Origin of the sequence: Mesorhizobium sp. ES1-1, from assembly GCF_020164785.1 — a bacterium.
Classification (GTDB): Bacteria; Pseudomonadota; Alphaproteobacteria; order Rhizobiales; family Rhizobiaceae; genus Mesorhizobium.
Genome location: NZ_JAIUGX010000001.1, coordinates 53,893 through 75,222, shown reverse-complemented (window position 1 = coordinate 75,222; position 21,330 = coordinate 53,893). Strand labels below are relative to the sequence as shown.

General features: G+C 62.3%; 24 protein-coding genes and 1 riboswitch. Of the genes, 17 read left to right on the top strand and 7 right to left on the bottom strand.

The window, feature by feature from the left end; translation table 11 throughout:
• Positions 1 to 23: 23 nt before the first annotated feature.
• The gene (locus LB513_RS00340) at positions 24 to 284 is read right to left on the bottom strand and encodes a DUF1344 domain-containing protein (protein WP_224661460.1); all 261 of its coding nucleotides are present in this window, start codon (positions 282 to 284) and stop codon (positions 24 to 26) included.
• A gap of 180 nt (positions 285 to 464) precedes the next feature.
• Here LB513_RS00340 and aroC point away from each other — a divergent pair, with 180 nt between their 5' ends.
• Together aroC and ribB are read left to right on the top strand one after the other, a co-directional pair.
• Positions 465 to 1,565 (top strand): chorismate synthase, encoded by a 1,101-nt coding sequence (gene aroC / locus LB513_RS00335; RefSeq protein ID WP_224661459.1) that lies wholly within the window; start codon positions 465 to 467, stop codon positions 1,563 to 1,565.
• Between the two features lie 105 nt (positions 1,566 to 1,670).
• Complete coding sequence (ribB, locus tag LB513_RS00330) at positions 1,671 to 2,771, top strand: 3,4-dihydroxy-2-butanone-4-phosphate synthase (protein ID WP_224661458.1); 1,101 nt, start codon at positions 1,671 to 1,673, stop codon at positions 2,769 to 2,771.
• A 53-nt stretch (positions 2,772 to 2,824) separates the two neighbouring features.
• Here the strand turns inward: ribB and LB513_RS00325 are convergent, their stop codons facing one another.
• Complete coding sequence (locus LB513_RS00325) at positions 2,825 to 4,048, bottom strand: MFS transporter (RefSeq protein ID WP_224661457.1); 1,224 nt, start codon at positions 4,046 to 4,048, stop codon at positions 2,825 to 2,827.
• A 118-nt stretch (positions 4,049 to 4,166) separates the two neighbouring features.
• On the opposite strand from LB513_RS00325, the gene LB513_RS00320 reads away from it, so the two are divergent.
• Both LB513_RS00320 and LB513_RS00315 read left to right on the top strand, forming a co-directional pair.
• Positions 4,167 to 4,775, top strand: coding sequence for a TetR/AcrR family transcriptional regulator (locus LB513_RS00320; protein WP_224661456.1), 609 nt, complete (start codon positions 4,167 to 4,169; stop codon positions 4,773 to 4,775).
• A gap of 94 nt (positions 4,776 to 4,869) precedes the next feature.
• Positions 4,870 to 5,853, top strand: coding sequence for a hypothetical protein (locus LB513_RS00315; RefSeq protein WP_224661455.1), 984 nt, complete (start codon positions 4,870 to 4,872; stop codon positions 5,851 to 5,853).
• Here the strand turns inward: LB513_RS00315 and bluB are convergent, their stop codons facing one another.
• Entirely contained in the window at positions 5,854 to 6,591 is a 738-nt protein-coding gene (gene bluB / locus LB513_RS00310) for a 5,6-dimethylbenzimidazole synthase (RefSeq protein WP_224661454.1), read from the bottom strand.
• A gap of 45 nt (positions 6,592 to 6,636) precedes the next feature.
• Positions 6,637 to 6,817, bottom strand: a riboswitch (cobalamin riboswitch).
• A gap of 121 nt (positions 6,818 to 6,938) precedes the next feature.
• Here bluB and LB513_RS00305 point away from each other — a divergent pair.
• From LB513_RS00305 to LB513_RS00285, 5 genes are all read left to right on the top strand, one after another.
• Positions 6,939 to 7,865, top strand: coding sequence for a histone deacetylase family protein (locus LB513_RS00305; protein WP_224661453.1), 927 nt, complete (start codon positions 6,939 to 6,941; stop codon positions 7,863 to 7,865).
• Positions 7,866 to 7,867: 2 nt separating this feature from the next.
• The gene (locus LB513_RS00300) at positions 7,868 to 8,119 is read left to right on the top strand and encodes an exodeoxyribonuclease VII small subunit (RefSeq protein ID WP_224661911.1); all 252 of its coding nucleotides are present in this window, start codon (positions 7,868 to 7,870) and stop codon (positions 8,117 to 8,119) included.
• 88 nt (positions 8,120 to 8,207) lie between these two features.
• Positions 8,208 to 8,474, top strand: a complete 267-nt coding sequence (locus LB513_RS00295) for a DUF2277 domain-containing protein (RefSeq protein ID WP_224661452.1) — start codon at positions 8,208 to 8,210, stop codon at positions 8,472 to 8,474.
• 30 nt (positions 8,475 to 8,504) lie between these two features.
• Positions 8,505 to 9,425 carry a pirin family protein gene (locus LB513_RS00290; protein ID WP_224661451.1) on the top strand — a complete coding sequence of 307 codons (921 nt, stop codon included), beginning with the start codon at positions 8,505 to 8,507 and terminating at the stop codon, positions 9,423 to 9,425.
• Positions 9,426 to 9,674: 249 nt separating this feature from the next.
• Entirely contained in the window at positions 9,675 to 9,962 is a 288-nt protein-coding gene (locus LB513_RS00285) for a hypothetical protein (protein WP_224661450.1), read from the top strand.
• Positions 9,963 to 9,995: 33 nt separating this feature from the next.
• Here the strand turns inward: LB513_RS00285 and LB513_RS00280 are convergent, their stop codons facing one another.
• Positions 9,996 to 10,397: a GFA family protein gene (locus LB513_RS00280; RefSeq protein ID WP_224661449.1), complete on the bottom strand. Its 402-nt coding sequence runs from the start codon at positions 10,395 to 10,397 to the stop codon at positions 9,996 to 9,998.
• A 179-nt stretch (positions 10,398 to 10,576) separates the two neighbouring features.
• On the opposite strand from LB513_RS00280, the gene LB513_RS00275 reads away from it, so the two are divergent.
• Both LB513_RS00275 and LB513_RS00270 read left to right on the top strand, forming a co-directional pair.
• On the top strand, positions 10,577 to 11,341 hold the full coding sequence (locus tag LB513_RS00275) for a TlyA family RNA methyltransferase (protein WP_224661448.1): 765 nt from the start codon (positions 10,577 to 10,579) through the stop codon (positions 11,339 to 11,341).
• Positions 11,338 to 12,573 carry a class I SAM-dependent RNA methyltransferase gene (locus LB513_RS00270; protein ID WP_224661447.1) on the top strand — a complete coding sequence of 412 codons (1,236 nt, stop codon included), beginning with the start codon at positions 11,338 to 11,340 and terminating at the stop codon, positions 12,571 to 12,573. Before LB513_RS00275 ends, LB513_RS00270 begins: the two co-directional genes overlap by 4 nt.
• A gap of 10 nt (positions 12,574 to 12,583) precedes the next feature.
• Here the strand turns inward: LB513_RS00270 and LB513_RS00265 are convergent, their stop codons facing one another.
• The 3 genes from LB513_RS00265 to LB513_RS00255 all read right to left on the bottom strand — a co-directional run bounded on the left by LB513_RS00265 (position 12,584) and on the right by LB513_RS00255 (position 15,583).
• Positions 12,584 to 13,240 carry a transglutaminase-like cysteine peptidase gene (locus tag LB513_RS00265; protein WP_224661446.1) on the bottom strand — a complete coding sequence of 219 codons (657 nt, stop codon included), beginning with the start codon at positions 13,238 to 13,240 and terminating at the stop codon, positions 12,584 to 12,586.
• Positions 13,241 to 13,443: 203 nt separating this feature from the next.
• Positions 13,444 to 14,856 carry a metalloprotease TldD gene (tldD, locus tag LB513_RS00260; protein WP_224661445.1) on the bottom strand — a complete coding sequence of 471 codons (1,413 nt, stop codon included), beginning with the start codon at positions 14,854 to 14,856 and terminating at the stop codon, positions 13,444 to 13,446.
• Between the two features lie 157 nt (positions 14,857 to 15,013).
• A complete protein-coding gene (locus tag LB513_RS00255) occupies positions 15,014 to 15,583 on the bottom strand; it encodes an invasion associated locus B family protein (protein ID WP_224661444.1) in 570 nt (189 codons plus the stop codon).
• Between the two features lie 258 nt (positions 15,584 to 15,841).
• Here LB513_RS00255 and coxB point away from each other — a divergent pair, with 258 nt between their 5' ends.
• From coxB to LB513_RS00225, 6 genes are all read left to right on the top strand, one after another.
• On the top strand, positions 15,842 to 16,873 hold the full coding sequence (coxB, locus tag LB513_RS00250) for a cytochrome c oxidase subunit II (RefSeq protein ID WP_224661443.1): 1,032 nt from the start codon (positions 15,842 to 15,844) through the stop codon (positions 16,871 to 16,873).
• A gap of 37 nt (positions 16,874 to 16,910) precedes the next feature.
• Positions 16,911 to 18,563, top strand: a complete 1,653-nt coding sequence (gene ctaD / locus LB513_RS00245) for a cytochrome c oxidase subunit I (protein ID WP_224661442.1) — start codon at positions 16,911 to 16,913, stop codon at positions 18,561 to 18,563.
• A 76-nt stretch (positions 18,564 to 18,639) separates the two neighbouring features.
• Positions 18,640 to 19,584 (top strand): heme o synthase, encoded by a 945-nt coding sequence (locus LB513_RS00240; RefSeq protein WP_224661441.1) that lies wholly within the window; start codon positions 18,640 to 18,642, stop codon positions 19,582 to 19,584.
• Positions 19,581 to 19,745 carry a hypothetical protein gene (locus tag LB513_RS00235; RefSeq protein ID WP_224661440.1) on the top strand — a complete coding sequence of 55 codons (165 nt, stop codon included), beginning with the start codon at positions 19,581 to 19,583 and terminating at the stop codon, positions 19,743 to 19,745. The genes LB513_RS00240 and LB513_RS00235 overlap by 4 nt, the downstream gene beginning before the upstream one ends.
• Positions 19,745 to 20,377 carry a cytochrome c oxidase assembly protein gene (locus LB513_RS00230; protein WP_224661439.1) on the top strand — a complete coding sequence of 211 codons (633 nt, stop codon included), beginning with the start codon at positions 19,745 to 19,747 and terminating at the stop codon, positions 20,375 to 20,377. The genes LB513_RS00235 and LB513_RS00230 overlap by 1 nt, the downstream gene beginning before the upstream one ends.
• A gap of 1 nt (position 20,378) precedes the next feature.
• Positions 20,379 to 21,260: a cytochrome c oxidase subunit 3 gene (locus LB513_RS00225; RefSeq protein ID WP_224661438.1), complete on the top strand. Its 882-nt coding sequence runs from the start codon at positions 20,379 to 20,381 to the stop codon at positions 21,258 to 21,260.
• The last annotated feature ends 70 nt before the right edge of the window (positions 21,261 to 21,330 follow it).

Sequence of the window (21,330 nt, the reverse complement as noted above, 5' to 3'; positions counted from 1 at the left end):
TCGGGTTGTCGAGCTGACCTTGTCTAGTCCGCCGAACTGTCCGGAAGTTCCATATCGGTGATGACGTTTTCGCCATTGGTGACGTCGTAGGCGATGACGATATCCATGCCGGGCTTCAGCGCATCGAGATCGGTCTCGGCATTCAGCTTGTAGGACTTGCCGTCGTCCAGGGTCAGCGTCAGCGCGTCCTTGTCGATCTTCTTGATCAGCCCCTCGGTCTGACCGGCGAAAGCGGCGCTCGAGAGCAGCAATGTAGCGGCAACAGCGCCAATCAGGGTACGCATCATCGTCCTCTTGGTCATTGCGCCGGCACGGTGGCGGCGGCTCTTCAACGCAAATGGAAGAGAGCAGAAACCAACCGAATGTGTCAAAACTAAATCCGCCGGATCACAGTTTGACCCCTGCGAAAAACGCCAATAGAAGGCAGGCTCACCCGGCTCGGATTGCCGGGCAGGGCGCTTTCCATGTCTCACAACACGTTCGGCCATCTTTTCCGCGTCACCACCTGGGGCGAGAGCCATGGCGCTGCGCTCGGTTGCGTGGTCGATGGCTGTCCGCCCGGCATCCGCTTCACCCGGACGGAAATCCAGGCCGAACTTGACAAGCGGCGGCCGGGGCAGTCGCGTTTCGTCACGCAGCGCCGCGAGCCCGACGAAGTGAAGATTCTGTCGGGCTTCGTCCTCGACGACGACGGCGAGACGATGATCACCACCGGCACGCCGGTCTCGATGCTGATCGAGAATGTCGACCAGAGGTCCAAGGACTATGGCGAGATCGCCCGCCAGTACAGGCCGGGTCACGCCGACTACACCTATGACGTCAAATACGGCATCCGCGACCATCGCGGTGGCGGCCGCTCCTCGGCACGCGAGACGGCGGCGCGGGTGGCGGCCGGCGCCTTGGCCCGCAAGGTTGTGCCGGGCATGGTGGTGCGCGGCGCGCTGGTCTCGATGGGCGAGATGTCTATCGACCGCGCCAACTGGAACTGGAATTTCGTCGGTGATGCGGAAAATCCGTTCTTCACCCCGGATCCCGCATCTGTGCCCATCTTCACAGAGTATCTCGACGGCATCCGCAAATCCGGCTCCTCGGTCGGCGCGATTATCGAGATCGTCGCCGACGGCGTTCCGCCAGGCCTCGGCGCACCCATCTACGCCAAGCTCGACCAGGACATCGCGTCGGGACTGATGTCGATCAACGCCGTCAAGGGCGTCGAGATCGGCAACGGTTTCGAGGCCGCCCGCATCACCGGCGAGCAGAATGCCGACGAGATGCGCATGGGCAATGACGGCACGCCGGTGTTCCTGTCCAATAAGGCCGGCGGCATCCTCGGCGGCATCTCGACGGGCCAAGCGATCATCGCCCGCTTCGCCGTCAAGCCGACCTCGTCGATCCTGACGCCGCGAAAGTCGATCGACAAGGACGGCAATGACGTCGAGGTCATGACCAAGGGCCGCCACGACCCATGCGTCGGCATCCGCGCCGTGCCGATCGGCGAGGCGATGGTGGCCTGCGCTATCGCCGATCATTATCTGCGCCATCGGGGACAGACGGGGAGGGAATAGTTTAGCAGGCGGTATGCTACGCAGCCCACTGAAACAGCCAAATTATTCCTTTTCTCCAGTCCCCTACTGCCCTATTCCCAAATTCCCTGCGAGCAGAGCGAGCCAATGCCTTACGACCAGAAGAAGATCGTCGAAGCCCTGCGCGCCTTCGAACGCGGCGAAATCGTCGTGGTCATGGATGATGACGGGCGCGAGAACGAGGGCGACCTGATCGTTGCCGCGGTGCATTGCACGCCCGAAAAGATGGCGTTCATCGTCCGGCATACTTCCGGCATCGTCTGCACGCCGATGCCACGCGAGGAGGCCAAGCGCCTCAATTTGTCGCCAATGGTGGCCGACAATGACTCCGCCCACACCACAGCCTTCACCGTCAGCGTCGACTTCAAGCACGGCACCACGACCGGCATTTCTGCGGAGGACCGCACGCTGACCGTGCGCAACCTCGCCAACGGCAATGTCGGCGGGTCGGATTTCGTCCGCCCCGGCCACATCTTTCCGCTGATCTCGCGCGAAGGTGGCGTATTGATGCGCTCGGGCCATACCGAGGCCGCCGTCGACCTGTGCAAGCTTGCGGGCCTGCCGCCCGTCGGCGTCATTTCCGAATTGGTCAATGACGATGGCACGGTCAAGCGCGGCCCCCAAGTCTCGGCCTTCGCCGAGGAACACGGCCTCAAGCAGATTTCGGTTGCCGACCTCATTGCCTACCGGCAACGCAAGGAGACGCTGGTCGAACGCGTGGCTTGTTCGGAAATCGAAACGCCTGGCGGAAGGGCGCAGATCTACACCTATACGCTGCCCTGGGACTCCACGCACCATGTGGCGCTTGTCTTCGGCGACATTCGCGACGGCGAGGACGTGCCCGTCCGCTTGCATCCCGAGGATGTGATCGCGGATGTATTCGGCACCAGCCACAGGCTGGACAACATCATGAAGTTGCTGGGCGAGCGCAAGCGCGGCGTCATCGTCTATCTGCGCGAGGGCTCGGTCGGCGTGGCCCACCAGGAGCGCAAGCGGCCGTCGAGCGGCGACCGCGAGGATCACGAAGAGGCGCGCCGCCGCGAGAACGAATGGCGCGAGATCGGGCTCGGTGCGCAGATCCTCAAGGATCTCGGTATCTCCTCGATCAATCTGATCGCCTCACGCGAACGCCATTATGTCGGCCTCGAAGGCTTTGGCATCCACATCGCCAGGACCGAGATTCTCTGAGATCGGTCGACAGAGGATGGCGCCAGGCCGTTGACAACCGGGCGCTTCGCCGATCATTCGGCGGGTATGACAGTCGCCTCGCATCCGTCCAGGTCGCATTCGCGCATAGCCAGGCTGCGTTGGCCGAGCAGCACGGTGGCCAGTGCCATCGCGCCCGATGCAACGGAGACCCAGAACCCGCTCTGGGCGCCGAACGCATCCACCACCGCGCCCGCGACGAACGCGCCCAGCGCCATGCCGATGCCTATGCCCGTTGTCACCCAGGTGATGCCTTCGGTCAGCAGCGCTTCCGGTACATGCCGCTCGATCAGTCCGAAAGCGGTGATGAAGGTAGGCGAGATCGCCACGCCGCTAAGGAACACGGTCAAGGCCAGCAAGGGCACCGAGCCGGCCGTAAGCGGCAGCAAAGCGCCGAGCGCCAGGACGGCGAGCGCAATGGCGAGTTGTCGCTGTAGCGGCGCCTTCGGGTTGAGAGCGCCAACCACAATACCGAGCAAGAACGATCCCAGTGCATAGACGCCGATGACGAGGCTGGCCGCACCGGGCTGCCCGAACGCCTTGGTTAGCGCGATCGTGCCGACCTCCGTCGTCGCGAAGGTTGCACCAACGAAAGCCATGGCGAAGGTTATGATCTGCACCGGCCGCAGGCTGATTGCTGAGCCGGCCGAGCTGCGACCCACCGGCCTCACCTTTGGTTCGGTCGAACGCTGCAGGATGAACGCGGTCCAGCCAATGGCAAGAAACAGCGTGCTTGCCAGGACGCCGGCTTCCGGAAACAGCGCGGCGCTAAGCCCTACCGAAAGCGACGCGCCGACAATATAGACCAGCTCGTCCGCGACCGACTCGAAGGCGAATGCAGTGTTCATTTGCGGACGCCCGCGGAAGAGCTCGGTCCAGCGCGCGCGAACCATTGCAGGCATGCTGGGCATGACCGCCGCCCCCAGCGCCGCGACGAACAGTGTCCACGCCGGCCAATCCTGGTTGGTCGCGACAATCAGCACCGCGAAGGCGATGACTGTGATGAGGTTGGCTGGGACAGCAACACGCGTCTGCCCAAGGCGATCCACCAGCCTCGAGGTTTGCGGCGAAACGAATGCGTTGCCCAAGGCGAATGTCGCCGAGACTGCGCCCGCCAGCCAGTATTCACCGCGAGTCTGCGAAAGCATGGCAACAATACCGATCGGCGCCATGGCGATCGGCAGGCGCGCTACGAAGCCCGCCAGCGCGAAGCCCTTCGCTCCTGGGGGACGAAAGATTTCAGCATAGGGGTTTTGCATAGTAACTCCTCGACAGACCGCAGTTTGCCAATTACATACGGGGCGTATGAGTAGAGATAAATCATACGCGGCGTATGTCAATTGGCATACGGACCGTAGGTCAATAGGGCCAGCCGCAATGCATAGACCGCGCAAGGAAATGATCGCCGAGACGCGCGCCAAGCTCATAGCTGCGGCCCGTCAGGCCTTCGGCACCACAGGCTATGCCGAAGCGTCGATGGATGATTTCACCGCGACCGCAGGCCTGACGCGCGGCGCGCTCTATCACCATTTTGGCGACAAGAAGGGATTGCTGGAAGCGGTTATCGCCGAAATCGATGGCGAGATGGCGGCTCGGGTGAATGAGGTTGCCTCGAAAGCGCCGACACGGTGGCAACACTTCGTCGATGAATGCACGACCTATATCGAGATGGCACTGGATCCGGAAATTCAGCGCATCATGTTCCGGGACGGCCCGGCGGTGCTGGGGGATCCCGCACAATGGTCGAATGCCAATGCCTGCGTCGGGTCAATGACCGATCATCTGAGAGCGCTGCAAGAGGAGGGGGTGGTCGTCTCCAACGTCGATCCCGAAACCGCCGCACGGCTGATCAACGGCGCCAGTAGCCAGGCGGCACAGCGTATCGCCAATTCGAGCGACCCCGAAGCGACATCGAAGATGGTCGTGGCGGCCTTCAGGCAGTTGCTCGAGGGCCTGCTCCGAAAGCCGGATCGCCAATCGAACTGACGGCACCAAAGAGCGCCAGCCGCTGCTGTCGCAATTGACAATCTCCGGTTTGGGCGCATCCTTCCCAGGCCATCTCTGAGGGGAGAGTCGGGGCATGTGGGATTTCGATATCGGTAGTTCGGTGTCCATCATGATGCGCACCTGGCCCTTCATCGTCTTCCGCATGATCGTTTATTTCGGCATCACGCTGGCCTACATCACGGCGACCGGCACAGGTGCTTCGGTCGGCTATGGGGTCGGCCATATCTCCGCCGATCCAGACGGGCCGCTGTCCTTTGCCTTGTGGGGCGGCGTGGTCGGCTTCGGCGTCGTCTCGATCGCCGTCTACTGGATCCGCGAATATATCCTCTATGTCGTCAAGGCAGGTCACGTCGCCGTCATGGTCCACCTGATCGACGGGCGCGACATTCCGGGCGGCCAGGACCAGATCGCCTATGCAAGGCAAATCGTCACCCGGCGATTTGCCGAAGCCAACATCCTTTTCCTCGTCGACCAACTGGTCAAGGGCGCAATCCGCGCCATCACCGGCCTGGTCGGCGGCATCGCAGCCTTCCTGCCGATCCCGGGCTTAAGCGGGCTGGTCTCCTTCATGAACACGGTGATCCGCCTGTCGCTGACCTATGTCGACGAAATCATCCTCGGCTACAACATCCGCATCGATTCCGCCTCGCCCTTCGAGACGGCTCGGCAAGGCGTCGTGCTTTATGCGCAGAACGGCAGGATCATGGTCAAGAATGCCGTCTGGCTGGCAGTCATTATGTGGGGCGTGTCCTTCGTCATCTTCTTGGCTATGTTGGCCCCCGCCGCTGCCATTCTGTTTATGATGCCGGGGCAACTGGCCGGCTGGGCTTTCGTGCTTGCCATTGTCTTCGCCTGGGCTTTCAAGGCAGCGTTCGTCGAGCCATTCGCCATCGCCTGCCTGATGCAGGTTTATTTCAAGACCATCGCCGGGCAGACGCCCGATCCGGCCTGGGACGCCCGGCTCGCCGAGGCATCGTCGAAGTTCAGGGATCTCAGGGACAAGGCTCTGGGATCTTTCGGTGGGTCGCGCCGGGGCGCTGCAGGGGCCGTGCCATGATCAGCCGGGCGGGGCGCCGCCCGTCTTGAGTTCCGCGATGGCCGACTTCAGCAGAGTTTCCCCCGGGCCGGAAAAGGTCTCGCTCATGATCAGTTCGGACAGCGGCAGCCGTTGCCCCCAGCCATGCGTTTCAAGGTCAGGTCTGGGTGCGAGTTCCGTGACGCGGCCGACGCAGAGATAGGCGATCGGCGTTACATGCTCGGGAATCGACAGCAGGCTTTTCAGCGCCTGCGGCTCGATAATGCTGACCCAGCCGACGCCCACGCCTTCGGCTCGCGCCGCCAGCCAGAAATTCTGCACCGCGCAGACCGTGCTGTAGAGATCCATCTCCGGATTGTGCCAGCGCCCCAGTGGTGAATGCTTCGAGCGTTCGCGGTTGCAGGTGACGCATATATTGAGCGCGCTTTCGCGGATGCCCTCCAGCTTGAGCTGGCGGTAGAGCGCCTGTCTTTCGGCTTCGATCGCGGGCAATTCCAGGTCACGCGCCGCCAGGAACAGGTCGCGCACCTTTTCCCGACGCTCGGCATCGCGAATGACGATGAAGTTCCATGGCTGCATGAAGCCGACCGACGGCGCGTGGTGGGCGGCAAGCAGCAGCCGCGCCAGCACCGCGTCATCGAGCGCGGCAGGCAGGAAGTGGCTGCGCACGTCGCGTCGCGTGAACATGGCGCGGTAGACCGCGTCTCGCGCTGGCTGGTCGAATCCGTCTTCATCGTGAACGGTCATGGCTTCCGGCATCGCGTGTCCCCTGCGATTGCTACGATGTCCTCCGCCTCACCATGCGGATGACGATGCCTGCCAGGCCGGTCTTCTGGCTCGGGATCAACCCGCGTCCGGTGCCTTCCCGTCATCGACAGTGGCACTTACCGGCGCGGTCCCCCTTACAGCGTTGGGCACGCCACGGAATTCAACCGTGTTCCCGATTCTCCCGCTCGCGGCGGGCACCAGGCAGTAACGACAATCCTAGGCCAAAGCCCCGGCGACGCCAATAGCCGGTGCGATGCTTGACGACGCCGACGTGATTTTCCCCAGTCATCGAGCCGCCACGCATGGCCATAGCCGCGCAGGGGCACTAGATAGGAACGATGACCACCCGTCTCTACACGCACCCGATCTTTCTCGAGCACATCACGCCGCCCGGCCACCCCGAGAGGCCGGACCGCCTGCGCGCAATTGAGCGCGTGCTGGACGACGAGGCGTTCGCCGAACTCGACCGCGTCGAGGCGCCGGAGGGCGATGAAGCCACCATCCTCTACGCGCATCCCGCCGATTTCGTCGCCCGCGTGCGCGTCGGCATTCCCAGTGAGGGCATCGCCCGCATCGATGCCGACACGACAGCCAGCCCGAAAAGCTGGCAGGCGGTGATCACGGCGATCGGCGCTGCCAACGCAGCGGTCGATGACGTCTTCGCGGGCCGCGCCGACAATGTGTTCGTCGCCGCGAGGCCGCCTGGCCACCATGCCGAGAAGAACACGGCCATGGGGTTCTGCTTCTTCAATACTGCCGCGATCGCGGCACGCCATGCGCAGAAGGAACATGGCGTCGAGCGTGTCGCCATCGTCGACTGGGATGTGCACCACGGCAACGGCACGCAGGATATCTTCTGGGATGATCCGACGGTGCTCTATTGTTCGACGCATCAGATGCCGCTTTATCCGGGCACCGGCGCGAAGAGCGAGACCGGTGCCGGCAACATCGTCAATGCGCCGTTGGCGCCCAGGACCGGCAGCGATCTGTTTCGCGACGCCTTCCTGTCGCGCGTGCTGCCTGCGCTCGACGATTTCGCGCCCGACCTGATCATCATTTCGGCCGGCTTCGATGCGCATCACCGCGATCCGCTGGCCGAAATCAACCTGACAGAAGACGATTTCGACTGGGCGACCGGGCAGTTGATGCAGCGTGCGGCTCGCCACAGCGGCAACCGGCTCGTCAGCCTGCTCGAGGGCGGTTATGATCTGCAGGGATTGGCATTTTCGGTCGCCGCCCATGTCGGGCGACTGATGAAAGGATGATGATGTCCGGTGAGATCAACGAAGACGTCAAGGCGATGAGCTTCGAGCAGGCACTCGACGCGCTGGAAAAGATCGTCGATGATCTGGAGCGCGGCGACGTGCCCCTTGACCAGTCGATCAGGATCTATGAGCGCGGCGAGGCGCTGAAGGCGCATTGCGACCGGCTGCTGAAAGCCGCCGAGGACAAGGTCGAGAAGATCAGGCTGTCGCGCGACGGCAAGCCTGTCGGCACCGAACCGCTCGACGCGGAATAAGGCGGCAGCGCCCCGCTGGTTCTGGACAAATCAGGATCGAGGATAGCGTTCCGGTGGAACGCCCAAGCGATGAGAGGAGACGGAAGCGATGTGCAGAAACATCAAGACCCTTTTCAATTTCGATCCACCGGCAACCAATGACGAAGTCCGCGACGCGGCCCTCCAGTTCGTCCGCAAGCTGAGCGGGTCGACGCGGCCCTCGAAGCAGAACCAGCATGCCTTCGACCATGCGGTCGAGGCCATCGCGGCATCGGCGCGCCAACTACTCGATTCGCTTGAAACCCATCAGCATCCGCGCAATCGCGAAGAGGTTGCAGCCAAGTTGCGGGCAAAATCAGCGGCCCGGTTTGCCTGATGCGCGCCTCTCAGCTGAGCAGGAGGGTTCATGAGCTTCTTTCCCGGGCAAGACCCTGAAGCCGGCGACGCCTTCGCCAGCGACCAGATCGAACTGATGGTCATCCCGAACGCCAAGGACATTGGCGGCTTCGAGGTGCGTCGCGCCCTGCCGACCGCAAAGCGGCGGCTGGTCGGCCCGTTCATCTTCTTCGACCGCATGGGTCCGGCGATCCTGCGGGCCGGCCAGGCACTCGACGTCCGCCCGCACCCGCATATCGGCCTCTCGACGGTGACCTATCTGTTCGACGGCAAGATTAGGCACCGCGACTCGTTGGGCACCGAAATGGTGATCGAGCCCGGCGACGTGAATTTGATGACCGCCGGGCGCGGCATCGTTCATTCCGAGCGCACGCCTGAGGAACTGCGCGGCGCGCCAATGTCGATCTCCGGCCTGCAAACATGGCTGGCACTGCCGGACGGCAAGGAGGAAGTGGCACCGGTGTTCGAGAACACCGCGGCGCTCAGGCTTCCCGAGATCGATGCCGAAGGGATCACGGGCCGCATCGTCATGGGTGATTTCCACGGACTGCGCTCCCCGGTCAGGGCCGATTCCGAGACGCTCTACGCCGACCTGAGACTGACGCCGGGCGCCACAGTGAAGATCCCGCCCGACGCGGAAGAACGCGCCATCTACACGCTCGAAGGCGAGGTCACGATTTCAGGCGATGTATTCCCAGCCGAAAGGCTTCTCGTGTTCCGGCCGGGCGACGAGATCGTCGTCTCGTCGAACACGGGCGCGCATTTCATGCTGTTCGGCGGCGCCTCGCTTGGCTCGAAGCGCTACATCTGGTGGAATTTCGTCTCGTCCTCCAAGGAACGCATCGAACAGGCCAAGGAAGAATGGAAAACGGGCCGCTTCGACATCGTTCCCGGTGACGCGGAAGAGTTTATTCCACTGCCGCAGGGCTAGCAGGTCTTAACACAACAGTCGGTTTGCCTGACCATGTTGGCGCGGCACGCTAGACTCGGACTATCCTGGGCGCCGCGCATTCCGAAAGCCAAATGGGCCTTCATCAACGTCTCAAAGACTTGATTCAATTTGCAGTCTTGAAGCCCTAACGCGCTGTTAACGCTGCCGTTTGGCGTTTTGCTTACCCTGTCTCTTGGCCGTTTTTCAACGGCATCCTGCTAGACCGACGCCAAGGCAGGGGATAACGATATGAAAGCACTTCTTTGCGGCGTCGCCTTTCTGGCCGCTGTCGCGCCGGTTAAGGCGGAGGCGCGCTACGACCGCAATCTCGAAAAGGCGGCAATGGAGATAGTCGCGAGCAGGATGGGCGACATACGTGGCGGCTTTTCCTTTGGCCAAGTCCCGCAACTGGTTCTGCTGCCGAATGCCAGGCAGAACGTATCCATCTCCATCCCGCGCCAGCCAGCGGGTACTGCAGCCGATGTTGTTGGCCTGAAGCCTGTGGTCGAGCGACAGGCTTCGAGACCTGGACTTTAAATCTCACTCGATCCACCCGCCGGCTGAACGCGTCTAGAACCACATGTCGCGCACGCACCGGCCATCGCGTGGTAGGTCGTTGAAACTTTCGAGGCCATCGAAATGATCGATTGGCAGGTCGGCGACGGCCTCTGGCGGCGCCAGCCTCACATTGATGGCCATTCGCCTCCGCCCCCTCGCGTCCTGCCGCAGGCCTCGCCAGGCGAGCACGCAGGCACAGGTCGGGCAGAACAGAATCTCAAGCGAGGGCGCTTTCTTTTCGGCACGCGTATAGCTGTTCGTCGGTCCCTCGACCTGGATACGTCCATCCACATAGTCATACGCCCAGAGCACGCCGTAGCGGCGGCAGAGCGTACAATTGCAGGCCGTGACAGCCCCGGCATCGCCCTCAAGTGTCCAGTGCGCCGCGCCGCAGTGGCAGGTTCCCCTCAGCATTCGGCCTCTCAATCTCGACATCAGGCGGAAATCATCCCTGTCATTGTGGCGGATTCGACGCGGCCTTCGCAAGTCGGCGCCAATTCGATCCGCGCCAACCCGGTCCCACTGCGTTTCCAACAAGGCGATTGCGCCCCCAACCTCCTTGCCTTCGCGACCACCTTTCGCCATGAAGGCCGATGAACTCGCCCCTGCAAGCCAGCACACGCCAGCGGCTCGACGACCTGCTCGTCCAGCGCGGCCTGTTTGCCAGCCGATCGCGCGCGCGCGATGCGGTCGAGCGCGGGACGGTAACCGTCGACGGTGCCGTGGCCCGCAAGCCCGGCCAGAACGTTCTGCCGGATTGCCTCGTCGTCATCGACGATCCGGCGCAACCCTATGTTTCCCGCGCGGCGCTCAAGCTGATCGGCGGGCTCGATCATTTCAGCCTGGACCCGTCTGGCCGCGAAGCCCTCGATATCGGCGCCTCAACGGGAGGATTCACCCAGGTGCTGCTCGAACGGGGCGTGTCACATGTCACCGCAATCGATGTCGGCCATGGTCAGATACACCCCCATATTGGCGGCGACCCGCGCGTGACGGTCATCGAGGGGTTGAATGCCCGCGACCTGACGGCCGCCGATCTTGACGGCCGTGTTCCAGACTTCATCGTTTCCGATGTCAGCTTCATCTCGCTGAAACTGGCCCTGCCGCCGGCGCTGGCCCTCGCAAAGCATGGGGCCCTGGCTGTGTTTCTGGTCAAGCCGCAGTTCGAGGCAGGCCGCGAAGCCATTGGCAAGGGCGGTCTGTTGAAAGATCCCTATGATGCCGCCCGGGTAGCCGGAACGTTGCAGGATTGGCTGGATACATTGCCCGGCTGGCGCTCCCTCGGTCTGCATTTGTCGCCCATCGATGGGGGCGACGGAAACCGTGAATTCCTGCTCGGTGGGATCAAGGATCGATGAGCGCGCGCTTCACCATAAGAAAACTAGGCGCCCAGGGCGATGGCATCGCCGAAACCGAGAGCGGTGACCTGTTCATTCCCTTCACCCTGCCCGGAGAGGTCGTCAACGCCGCGCGCGAGAGGGACCGCGCCATGCTGATGGCCGTTCTGGAAGCTTCGCCGCAGCGAATCGCACCCGCCTGCCGCCATTTCACGGAATGCGGCGGCTGCGCCGTCCAGCATCTTGACGCCGAGGCCTACCGGCAATGGAAACGCGAAAAGGTGGTCCACGCCCTCAGAGGTGTCACTTCCGAAATCGGCGCGCTGGTGTCGTGCGCGCCGCACACGCGTCGCCGTGTCGTACTTGCCGCCCGGCGAACCGATGCCGGCATGGCACTGGGTTTCCATCGTCATCTGTCACCGGAAATCATCTCCATATCGGAATGCCCGATTTCCCTGCCGGAGATCGTCGCCGCGCTTGACCGGTTGAAAGCGCTTGCCGAACTGGTCTGCGCCACCACAAAATCGTTCCGGATGGCGGTGACGGTGACCGGTTCAGGGCTCGATGTCGCGGTCTACGAGTCGGGCAAACTGGGGGAGAACCAGCGCCGGATCGCCTCCAACTTCGTCATGGCTCAGGGGTTTGCCCGGCTTTCGATCGATGAGGAGATCGTCATCGAACCCAGAAAGCCGGTTGTCATGTTCGGCGACGTCGCCGTCAGTCCGCCCCCAGGGGCTTTCCTGCAGGCGACGCAGCCAGCCGAACAGGCAATGGCCGACATCGTTGGCGAGCATTTGAAGCGTGCCAAGAAGGTCGCCGATCTGTTCGCCGGTTGCGGCAGCTTCGCGCTGCGGCTGGCGGCGAAGTCTGAAGTTCATGCGGTGGAGGGCGATGCCGCGGCGCTTTCGGCGCTCGAGCGAGGATCGCGTTTCGCGACGGGCCTCAAGCGGGTGACGGGCGAGCGCCGTGACCTGTTTCGCCGACCGTTGACATTCAAGGAATTGAACGCCTTTGACGGCCTGGTGTTCGATCCACCGCGGGCTGGCGCCGAGGATCAGTCGAAGCAGATCGCCCGTTCGGATGTCCCGTTTGTCGCAGCCGTGTCGTGCAATCCGGTGACCCTCGCGCGCGATCTGCGCATACTGCTGGACGGGGGATACACGCTGAAGAGCGTGACACCGATCGACCAATTCCTGTGGTCGCCGCATGTCGAGGCGATCGCGCTGCTGGAGAAGCCGAAGCGGCGGCGTTAGCTGAAGGCTGCTACGAGCTTCTCGACGGCCGTTTAGGCGTGCCGCCCCTTTGGTTGATCGAGACCCAGATGTTCGGGTTCTGCTGTGACTGGCGTTTAAGGAAGTAGTAGCCCGTCGCATTCCACGGCCTGATCTCATCGACCAGATTGTCGAGGACGAGATCGCCCTTGTCGGTCTTCACCGTCAGGATGGTGTGGCCCTCATTATGCAGGTCGCGCACAACGGTCATCAGCAGCGCCTGCCGCGGAAAACCTGCTTCGAGCAGCAGCTTGCGCTTGTAGAGTGCGTAGATCTTGCAATCGCCCTTGCCGTCCACCGGATAATCCCAGTGGTCCATCATCGTGCCCCAATGATCGAAATTGCTGACCGGCTTGATCCAATTGTTGGCTTTTTGATTGACCCGCTTCAGAGTGCTCAATTTCTGGGCCGTCAGCTTGACGTCGACGGCCGGCAAGGCAGGTACCTTGCACTCTCTAGGCCGCCGGCGGCAGAAATCGAGCCAGCCATAGGGAACGCTCGTACTTGCGCCGACGCTGGGGGAGGACGGTGTAGAAGAAGACCAGGTCGATTTTGCTTCTGCAGGACCGGCCTGAAGCGAAATCGCGCCAATGAATGCAGCAAGTCCGAAGAGCAGCGACGAGGTCAGAACGCCGGAGCAACGCCGCATGGCCAGATACCACCTCCCCGAGGCTGGTTCCGCGCTTTAGGAGAACGCGGCCCAGACATTTAAAGACTTAACCAATTCCTAACGTCGATTGTGTCCGCTTCAAGGTATCGACGAAAAATCACGTAGCCATAAGCTCCATTGGTCTCGACATTCTGCCTAGGGGTCTGGAGAGGTCTGCTCCGCCTTGGAGCCAAGCTGACGGCTCAGACCCTGGTGCCTCCCACGGTCATCTGGTTCATGCGCAGATGCGGCTGGCCAACGCCCACCGGGACGCCCTGTCCGGCCTTGCCGCACATGCCGACGCCTGCGTCGAGCTTCATGTCGTTGCCGATCATCGAAACCCGGTGCATGGCATCGGGTCCGTTGCCGATCAGCATCGCGCCCTTGATCGGCTGCGTGACCTTGCCGTTCTCGATCATGTAGGCCTCGGTGCAGCCGAACACGAATTTTCCCGAAGTGATGTCGACCTGGCCGCCGCCGAAGGAGACGGCATAGATGCCGTTCTTGACCGAGGCGATGATCTCTTCCGGGTCCATCCCGCCTGACGTCATGTAGGTGTTGGTCATGCGCGGCATGGGCTGGTGCGCATAGCCTTCGCGCCTGCCATTGCCTGTCGCCTTCATGCCCATCAGCCGGGCGTTCTGGCGGTCCTGCATGTAGCCCACCAGTTTGCCGTCCTCGATCAACACGTTGCGAGCCGAGGGCGTGCCCTCGTCGTCGACGGTGAGGGAACCGCGCCGCTCCGGCATGGTGCCGTCGTCGACGACCGTGACCCCCTTGGCGGCGACCTGCTGGCCGAGCAGGCCGGAGAAGGCCGAGGTCTTCTTGCGATTGAAGTCACCTTCCAGGCCATGGCCGACCGCCTCATGCAACATGACGCCCGGCCAGCCGCTGGACAGGACGATGTCGAAAGTGCCGGCCGGTGCCGGGATCGCTTCCAGGTTCACCAGGGCCTGCCGCAACGCCTCCTTGGCCGCATGCTTCCAACTATCCTCGATGAGGAACTCGCCAAACGCCTTGCGTCCGCCCATGCCGTAAGAGCCGCTCTCCTGCCTGTCGCCATTGCCGACCACGACGGAGACGTTGATGCGCACCAGCGGGCGAACGTCGCGCACGATCTGGCCGTCGGCGCGCACGATCTCGACATGTTGCCACGAGGCGGCAAGCGAGGCCGATACCTGGCGTACGCGCGGATCCTCGGCGCGCAGCCACGCGTCGATTTCCTGCAGCAGCTTTGCCTTCGCCTCGAAGGAAGGCGACGGAATGGGATTTTCCTCGCCGTAGAGGTGGCGGTTGGTCCCAGCGGGTGGCGTGGCAAGCGTGCCGGAATAGCCGTCCTTGACGGTCGAAACGGCGTCAGCGGCGCGCAACAGGGATGCTTCGGACAGGTCACTGGAGTGAGCATAGCCGCTGGCCTCGCCCGCGACCGCGCGCAGTCCGAAACCCTGGTCGGTGTTGAAATTGGCGGTCTTGAGCCGGCCATTGTCGAACATCAGCGCTTCGCTTTCGCTGTATTCGAGAAACAGCTCGCCGTCATCGGCGCCGTTGATGGTGTCGGCAACGATCTGCTTGATGCGATCGTCTGAAATGTCGAATTGGCCGATCAGGCTGTTCATGGCGGGTCCGTTCGCAAGGAGGAATGGTTCTTTGCCCCGATGTAGGCGCGAAGGCGCGCCGAGACAATCGTTGCGCCGCGCCGCGGGGACAAATGGACCCCCACGCGACCGGCGCCAACGGTTTAAGCGATCCTCAGTCGAATGAAGAGCCCTGCCGTCAGGGCAGGGCGGCGAAACCGTCGGCGAAGCCCTTGAGATCGACCGGGATGCCTATGCCTTCCTCGGGAGTCTGGAAGACGATGAAGGTGGCCGAGGTGCCGGTCTTCAGCGTATCGAGCAGCGGCTTTTCAAGGATGACCTCGGCGTAGCAGCCGTCCTGGAAACAACGTACGAAATAGGCGCGGCCGATGTCCTTGCCGTCGACGTTGAGGCCAAGGCCATTGGGCAACAGGACGCCAAGCGGCGCCAGGACGCGCAGGATTTCCGCCTTGTTGTCGGCGGTTCGCAGGACCACGACTGACAGTCCCATCTCCGGACGGTCCTCGGCGACGACGTTCTGCATCATCACGCACTGTTCGGAGGTCGCGCCGGCTGGCGTATCGCAGATGATCGACCATGCGCCATGCGTCGAGCGGACGGTTCCGCTCGGTTGGGCGGCCTGGGCCACGGTGGACATGCCGACCGGAGCCAGGCTGACCACGGGCAGGCCGATTGCTGTCAAGGCGGCGAGAACGATGGCCTTCGCCATTATTCTCGAAAGCCCAGATCCCGATAGCCAAGAGTTCATGACGGCTCCATTGCGAATCACGGCACTTTAAGCCGCGCCAAAGCCAAGTAAAGGATAAGACAGCGCCTCGGCTGTCCCGAAAAGGTCAGTATGGCGCTTTTCCTGACCAATTTCGCCCGAATTGCGACGGCGAGCACGTCCCCTGGGGCAAGTATGTGATCTTGGCTTGGCGTATCCGACCGGAGCTGGCTGTGTTGACGCTACCGAGACATGCCGGCTCGCGCGCAAAAATGCCGCACGGTTTCGCCCGCTCCTTTCTTGCGGAGGGAAAAAGAGTATGGTTTGAACCAGCTTGAGACTGTCGGGATTCCCGTCCCGGCATTGTTGGTTATTCGCGCGGCCACAATCGCGAGGAACTGGGAGACGATGAGGGCGATGAGAAAATTCCTAGCTAGCGCCAGGTTTCCAGCAAGCGCCGGGTTTTTGAGCGCCACGTTTCTTGGCGCCTGCGCCGCCGCGACATTTTTCGCCGGGGGCTCCGCCCGTGCCGACCAGCCCGTGGAATGGGAGACGACCTTCCAGGCGCCGGCCACAGACATGATGCGGCAGATCGAGTGGTTCGGAAATTACACGATGTGGTTCATCGTCCCGATTACCGTGCTCGTCCTGCTGCTTCTCGCCTTTTGCATCGTCAAGTTCCGCGCGAGCGCGAACCCGGTCCCGTCCAAGACCAGCCATAACACGCTGATCGAGGTCATCTGGACAGTGGGTCCGGTCGTCGTTCTGCTCTGCCTTGCGATCCCGTCCTTCCAGTTGCTCACCGCACAGTACACGCCGCCGGAAGAAGCGAAGCTCACCGTCAAGGCGACGGGCAACCAGTGGAACTGGGACTATGAGTACCAGACCGCGAATACGCTCTCCTTCAACTCTGCCATCCTCCAGGACGGCGACCGTAAGGCGGCCGGCAAGGAAGATCGCAAGGTCTATCCGCGTCTGCTGGCCGTCGACAATGAGCTCGTGGTGCCCGTCAACACGATGACGCGCGTGCTGGTCACCGCGGCCGACGTCATCCATTCCTTCGCCGTGCCGTCCTTCGGCATCAAGATGGACGCCATTCCGGGACGCACGAACGAAACCTGGTTCAAGGCGGAAAAGGAAGGCATCTATTATGGCCAGTGCTCGCAGCTATGCGGCAAGGACCACGCCTTCATGCCCATCGCGGTCCGTGTTGTATCCGAAGCGCAGTTCAACAGCTGGCTGGCAGCGGCCAAGACCGATCTGCCCGGCGCCAACAAGGCGCTGATGGCTGAGATCGACGGCCAGAACAAGGTAGCGGTCGCCGGCAACTGAGCCGACGGCCAGAAAAGATCAGGGAACGGAGCGGAACATGGCAGACGCTGCAGCTCACGACGGGCACGACCACAAGCCGTATCGCGGCTGGGTTCGCTGGGTCTATTCGACCAACCACAAGGACATCGGCACGCTCTACCTGATCTTCGCGATCATGGCCGGCGTCATCGGCGGCGCGTTGTCGGTTGCAATCCGCATGGAGCTGCAGGAGCCTGGCATCCAGATATTCAGCGGTCTGGCCCAGATGGTCTACGGCATGAACGGCGACGCCGCGATTGATGGCGGCAAGAGCATGTACAACGCCTTCGCCACCGCACACGCCCTGATCATGATCTTCTTCATGGTCATGCCGGCGCTGATCGGCGGTTTCGCCAACTGGATGGTGCCGATCATGATCGGCGCGCCCGACATGGCGTTCCCGCGCATGAACAACATCTCCTTCTGGCTCCTGCCGCCCGCCTTCATCCTGCTGCTCACCTCGATGTTCGTGCCGAGCGCGCCGGGCGCCTTTGGCGTCGGTGGCGGCTGGACGCTCTATCCGCCGCTGTCGACTTCCGGCCAGCCCGGGCCAGCCATGGATCTGGCGATCCTGTCGATCCACATCGCAGGCGCGTCGTCGATCCTCGGCGCCATCAACTTCATCACCACTATCTTCAACATGCGCGCGCCTGGCATGACGCTGCACAAGATGCCGCTGTTCGCTTGGTCGGTGCTGATCACTGCCTTCCTGCTCCTGCTGTCTTTGCCGGTCCTGGCCGGTGGCATCACCATGCTTCTCACCGACCGCAATTTCGGCACGACGTTCTTTGCTCCCGATGGCGGCGGCGATCCGATCCTCTTCCAGCACCTGTTCTGGTTCTTCGGCCATCCGGAAGTCTACATCCTGATCCTGCCGGGCTTCGGCATCATCAGCCACGTCATCTCGACTTTCTCGAGAAAGCCGGTGTTCGGCTATCTCGGCATGGCCTATGCCATGGTCGCGATCGGCGCGGTCGGCTTCATCGTCTGGGCGCATCACATGTACACGACCGGCCTGTCGCTCGACACGCAGCGTTATTTCGTGTTCGCCACCATGGTCATTGCGGTTCCGACCGGCGTGAAGATCTTTTCGTGGATCGCCACGATGTGGGGTGGGTCGATTTCGTTCAAGACGCCGATGCTTTGGGCGCTGGGCTTCATCTTCTTGTTCACCATCGGTGGCGTAACGGGCGTCCAGCTGGCCAATGCCGGCCTCGACCGCTCGCTGCATGACACCTATTTCGTGATTGCCCACTTCCACTACGTGTTGTCGCTCGGAGCGGTGTTCGCCATCTTCGCCGGCTGGTACTACTGGTTCCCGAAGATGACCGGCTACATGTACTCGCCTGTCATCGCCAACACCCACTTCTGGGTCACCTTCGTCGGCGTCAACCTGATCTTCTTCCCGCAGCACTTCCTGGGTCTCGCCGGCATGCCGCGCCGTACCATCGACTATCCGGACGCGTTTGCCGGCTGGAACATGGTCTCGTCCTACGGTTCGTACATTTCGTCCGTCGGCGTGGTCATCTTCCTCTACGGCGTCTTCGAGGCCTTCCAGAAGAAGCGGATCGCCGGCGCCAACCCATGGGGCGAGGGGGCGACGACGCTCGAGTGGCAGTTGCCGTCGCCGCCGCCTTTCCACCAGTGGGAACAGCTGCCGAAGATCAAGTAAGCGGCATCCTGCGCACCTTCAGAACCGCCGGCCCGCCGGCGGTTTTGGCCAAACGGAATGATGGACTTGAGTACGCATGGCCCTAGTCGACGAAACCAGCATTGACCAACCGGCCTTCCGCATGTCGGAAGCGACGGCGGGTGACTTCTTTGCCCTGCTGAAGCCGCGTGTCATGTCGCTGGTTGTGTTCACGGCCTTCGTCGGACTTGTTGCGGCGCCGGTGACCATCAATCCGCTGCTCGCGGTCATCGCCATCCTGGCTATTGCGATCGGCGCCGGCGCCTCGGGCGCGCTCAACATGTGGTACGACGCCGATATCGATGCGGTGATGAAGAGGACGGCCAGCCGTCCGGTCCCGGCGGGGCGAATCCAGCCTCATGAGGCGTTGAGCTTCGGACTTGTTCTGTCGGTCCTGTCTGTGATGACGCTCGGCGTACTGGTCAACTGGCTGTCGGCCACGCTGCTGGCTTTCACGATCTTCTTTTATGCCGTCGTCTACACGATGTGGCTGAAGCGCTGGACGCCGCAGAACATCGTCATCGGCGGTGCGGCCGGCGCCATTCCGCCCGTCATAGGCTGGGCCGCCGTGACCGGCTCGGTCAGCTTCGAGAGCATCGTTCTGTTCCTGATCATCTTCCTGTGGACGCCGCCGCATTTCTGGGCTCTCGCCTTGTTCAAGTCCGACGACTACGGGCGAGCCGGCATCCCGATGATGCCGAACGTCGCCGGTCAGGCTTCGACGCGTCGTCAAATCTTCGCCTATGCGCTGGTGCTGGCCCCGGTCGGCGTGCTGCCTTGGCTGCTCGGCTACACGACGCCGATCTATGGCGTCGCCTCTATCCTGCTCGGAGCCGGCTTTGTCTGGTATGCGTGGAAGGTGCTTCGCATGGCTGACGATGACCGGGTGATGAAGCCGGCCAAGGCCCTGTTCGCCTATTCGCTGCTTTATCTCTTCGCCATCTTCGCCGCCTACCTCACCGACAGCGTCGTCGAGCGCGCCCTTGCCATGGGTGGGGCATGACCATGGCCGAGGAAAAGCTCGAGACGGTGACGCTGACCGATCGGCAGAAAAAGGCCCGGCGTAGCCGGTCTATCGCCATAGCGGTGGCCCTGGCGGTGCTGGTCGTGATTTTCTACATCGCCACGATCGTCAAGTTCGGCCACAATCTGGGTACGATGTGATGAGCATCGAGACTCCCGGAAAATCGATCGCGAGGAACAGCAACGTCGTTGTAGCGGCGGTCTGCCTCGCCTTTTTCACCGGCATGATCGGCATGGCCTATGCCGCGGTGCCGCTCTACAAGATGTTCTGCCAGGCGACAGGTTACGGCGGCAAGACCCAGCGCGCCGAGAAGCAATATGCCGGCCGCGTGCTCGACCGCGAGGTCACCGTTCGTTTCGATGCCAATGTCGCCGGCGTACCTTGGGATTTCCAGCCCGTCGAACGCTCGGTCACGATGAAGATCGGCGAGACGGTGCAGGTGCGCTACAAGGCTACCAACAAGTTCGATCGCCCTGTCACCGGCCGCGCCACATTCAACGTGCAGCCGGAACTCGCTGGCCCGTACTTCAACAAGGTCGAGTGTTTCTGCTTCACTGACACCACGCTGAAGCCCGGCGAGACGCTGGACATGCCGGTCCTGTTCTACGTGGATCCCGACATCGTCAATGTGCCGGAACTGAAGGACATGAAGACGATCACGCTCTCCTACACGATGTTCCCTGTCGAGAAGAACAAGCCGGTGGCATTGTCGGAGCCGGTGCAGGGCGATAAAAATAGAGTTTCGAATACCGAAGGAAATCTCGGGGGTTGATATGGCAGACGCGCACGCAAGACCACAGCATGACTATCACCTCGTGGACCCGAGCCCGTGGCCCTTCCTGGGGTCGGTAGGCGCGCTTGTCACCGCCTTTGGCGGCGTTTGCCTGATGGAGTATCTGAAAGGGGGCAGCTTCCCGATCTTTGGCGTCAACATCGCCAATCCATGGCTGTTCTACATCGGCATCGCCATCATTCTCTACACCATGTTCGCCTGGTGGTCGGATACGATCAAGGAAGCGCATGAGGGTCATCACACGCGCGTCGTGTCGCTGCATCTGCGCTACGGCATGATCATGTTCATCGCCTCGGAAGTGATGTTCTTCGTAGCCTGGTTCTGGGCCTATTTCGACGCCAGCCTGTTCCCGAGCGAGGTGCAGCAATACGCCCGCACCGCGTTCACCGGCGGCGTCTGGCCGCCGAAGGGCATGGAGGTACTCGATCCCTTCCACCTGCCGCTCTATAACACGGTGATCCTGCTTTTGTCCGGCACCACTGTCACCTGGGCCCACCATTCGCTCATCCATGGCGACCGCAAGGGGCTGATCAACGGCCTGATCCTGACCGTCGGCCTCGGCATGCTGTTCACCATGGTGCAAGCTTACGAGTACATGCACGCGCCGTTCGCCTTCAAGGATTCCATCTACGGCGCCACCTTCTTCATGGCCACCGGGTTCCATGGCTTCCATGTCATCATCGGCACCATCTTCCTGCTGGTTTGCCTGATCCGGGCGATGAAAGGCGATTTCACGCCGAAGCAGCATTTCGGCTTCGAAGCGGCTGCCTGGTACTGGCACTTCGTCGACGTGGTCTGGCTCTTCCTGTTCGCATCGATCTACGTCTGGGGATCGGTCGGCGCGGTGATCGAAGGCCACTGATGGTTTGATCGGGGAAGCAGCCCTGAGGATCAGTGAGGCGGTTGCGGCAACACGGCCGCCTTTCTTTTGT

Coding starts and splice junctions, on each gene's coding strand:
- LB513_RS00270 (WP_224661447.1), top strand. CDS start 11,338: ATGAGCGCGCGCTTCACCATAAGAAAACTAGGCGCCCAGGGCGATGGC.
- LB513_RS00300 (WP_224661911.1), top strand. CDS start 7,868: ATGTCCGGTGAGATCAACGAAGACGTCAAGGCGATGAGCTTCGAGCAG.
- LB513_RS00240 (WP_224661441.1), top strand. CDS start 18,640: ATGGCCCTAGTCGACGAAACCAGCATTGACCAACCGGCCTTCCGCATG.
- LB513_RS00230 (WP_224661439.1), top strand. CDS start 19,745: ATGAGCATCGAGACTCCCGGAAAATCGATCGCGAGGAACAGCAACGTC.
- bluB (WP_224661454.1), bottom strand. CDS start 6,591: ATGCCGGAAGCCATGACCGTTCACGATGAAGACGGATTCGACCAGCCA.
- LB513_RS00340 (WP_224661460.1), bottom strand. CDS start 284: ATGCGTACCCTGATTGGCGCTGTTGCCGCTACATTGCTGCTCTCGAGC.
- LB513_RS00325 (WP_224661457.1), bottom strand. CDS start 4,048: ATGCAAAACCCCTATGCTGAAATCTTTCGTCCCCCAGGAGCGAAGGGC.
- LB513_RS00280 (WP_224661449.1), bottom strand. CDS start 10,397: ATGCTGAGGGGAACCTGCCACTGCGGCGCGGCGCACTGGACACTTGAG.
- LB513_RS00275 (WP_224661448.1), top strand. CDS start 10,577: ATGAACTCGCCCCTGCAAGCCAGCACACGCCAGCGGCTCGACGACCTG.
- ribB (WP_224661458.1), top strand. CDS start 1,671: ATGCCTTACGACCAGAAGAAGATCGTCGAAGCCCTGCGCGCCTTCGAA.
- LB513_RS00295 (WP_224661452.1), top strand. CDS start 8,208: ATGTGCAGAAACATCAAGACCCTTTTCAATTTCGATCCACCGGCAACC.
- LB513_RS00285 (WP_224661450.1), top strand. CDS start 9,675: ATGAAAGCACTTCTTTGCGGCGTCGCCTTTCTGGCCGCTGTCGCGCCG.
- LB513_RS00235 (WP_224661440.1), top strand. CDS start 19,581: ATGACCATGGCCGAGGAAAAGCTCGAGACGGTGACGCTGACCGATCGG.
- LB513_RS00315 (WP_224661455.1), top strand. CDS start 4,870: ATGTGGGATTTCGATATCGGTAGTTCGGTGTCCATCATGATGCGCACC.
- aroC (WP_224661459.1), top strand. CDS start 465: ATGTCTCACAACACGTTCGGCCATCTTTTCCGCGTCACCACCTGGGGC.
- LB513_RS00320 (WP_224661456.1), top strand. CDS start 4,167: ATGCATAGACCGCGCAAGGAAATGATCGCCGAGACGCGCGCCAAGCTC.
- LB513_RS00290 (WP_224661451.1), top strand. CDS start 8,505: ATGAGCTTCTTTCCCGGGCAAGACCCTGAAGCCGGCGACGCCTTCGCC.
- ctaD (WP_224661442.1), top strand. CDS start 16,911: ATGGCAGACGCTGCAGCTCACGACGGGCACGACCACAAGCCGTATCGC.
- LB513_RS00305 (WP_224661453.1), top strand. CDS start 6,939: ATGACCACCCGTCTCTACACGCACCCGATCTTTCTCGAGCACATCACG.
- LB513_RS00255 (WP_224661444.1), bottom strand. CDS start 15,583: ATGAACTCTTGGCTATCGGGATCTGGGCTTTCGAGAATAATGGCGAAG.
- tldD (WP_224661445.1), bottom strand. CDS start 14,856: ATGAACAGCCTGATCGGCCAATTCGACATTTCAGACGATCGCATCAAG.
- LB513_RS00265 (WP_224661446.1), bottom strand. CDS start 13,240: ATGCGGCGTTGCTCCGGCGTTCTGACCTCGTCGCTGCTCTTCGGACTT.
- LB513_RS00225 (WP_224661438.1), top strand. CDS start 20,379: ATGGCAGACGCGCACGCAAGACCACAGCATGACTATCACCTCGTGGAC.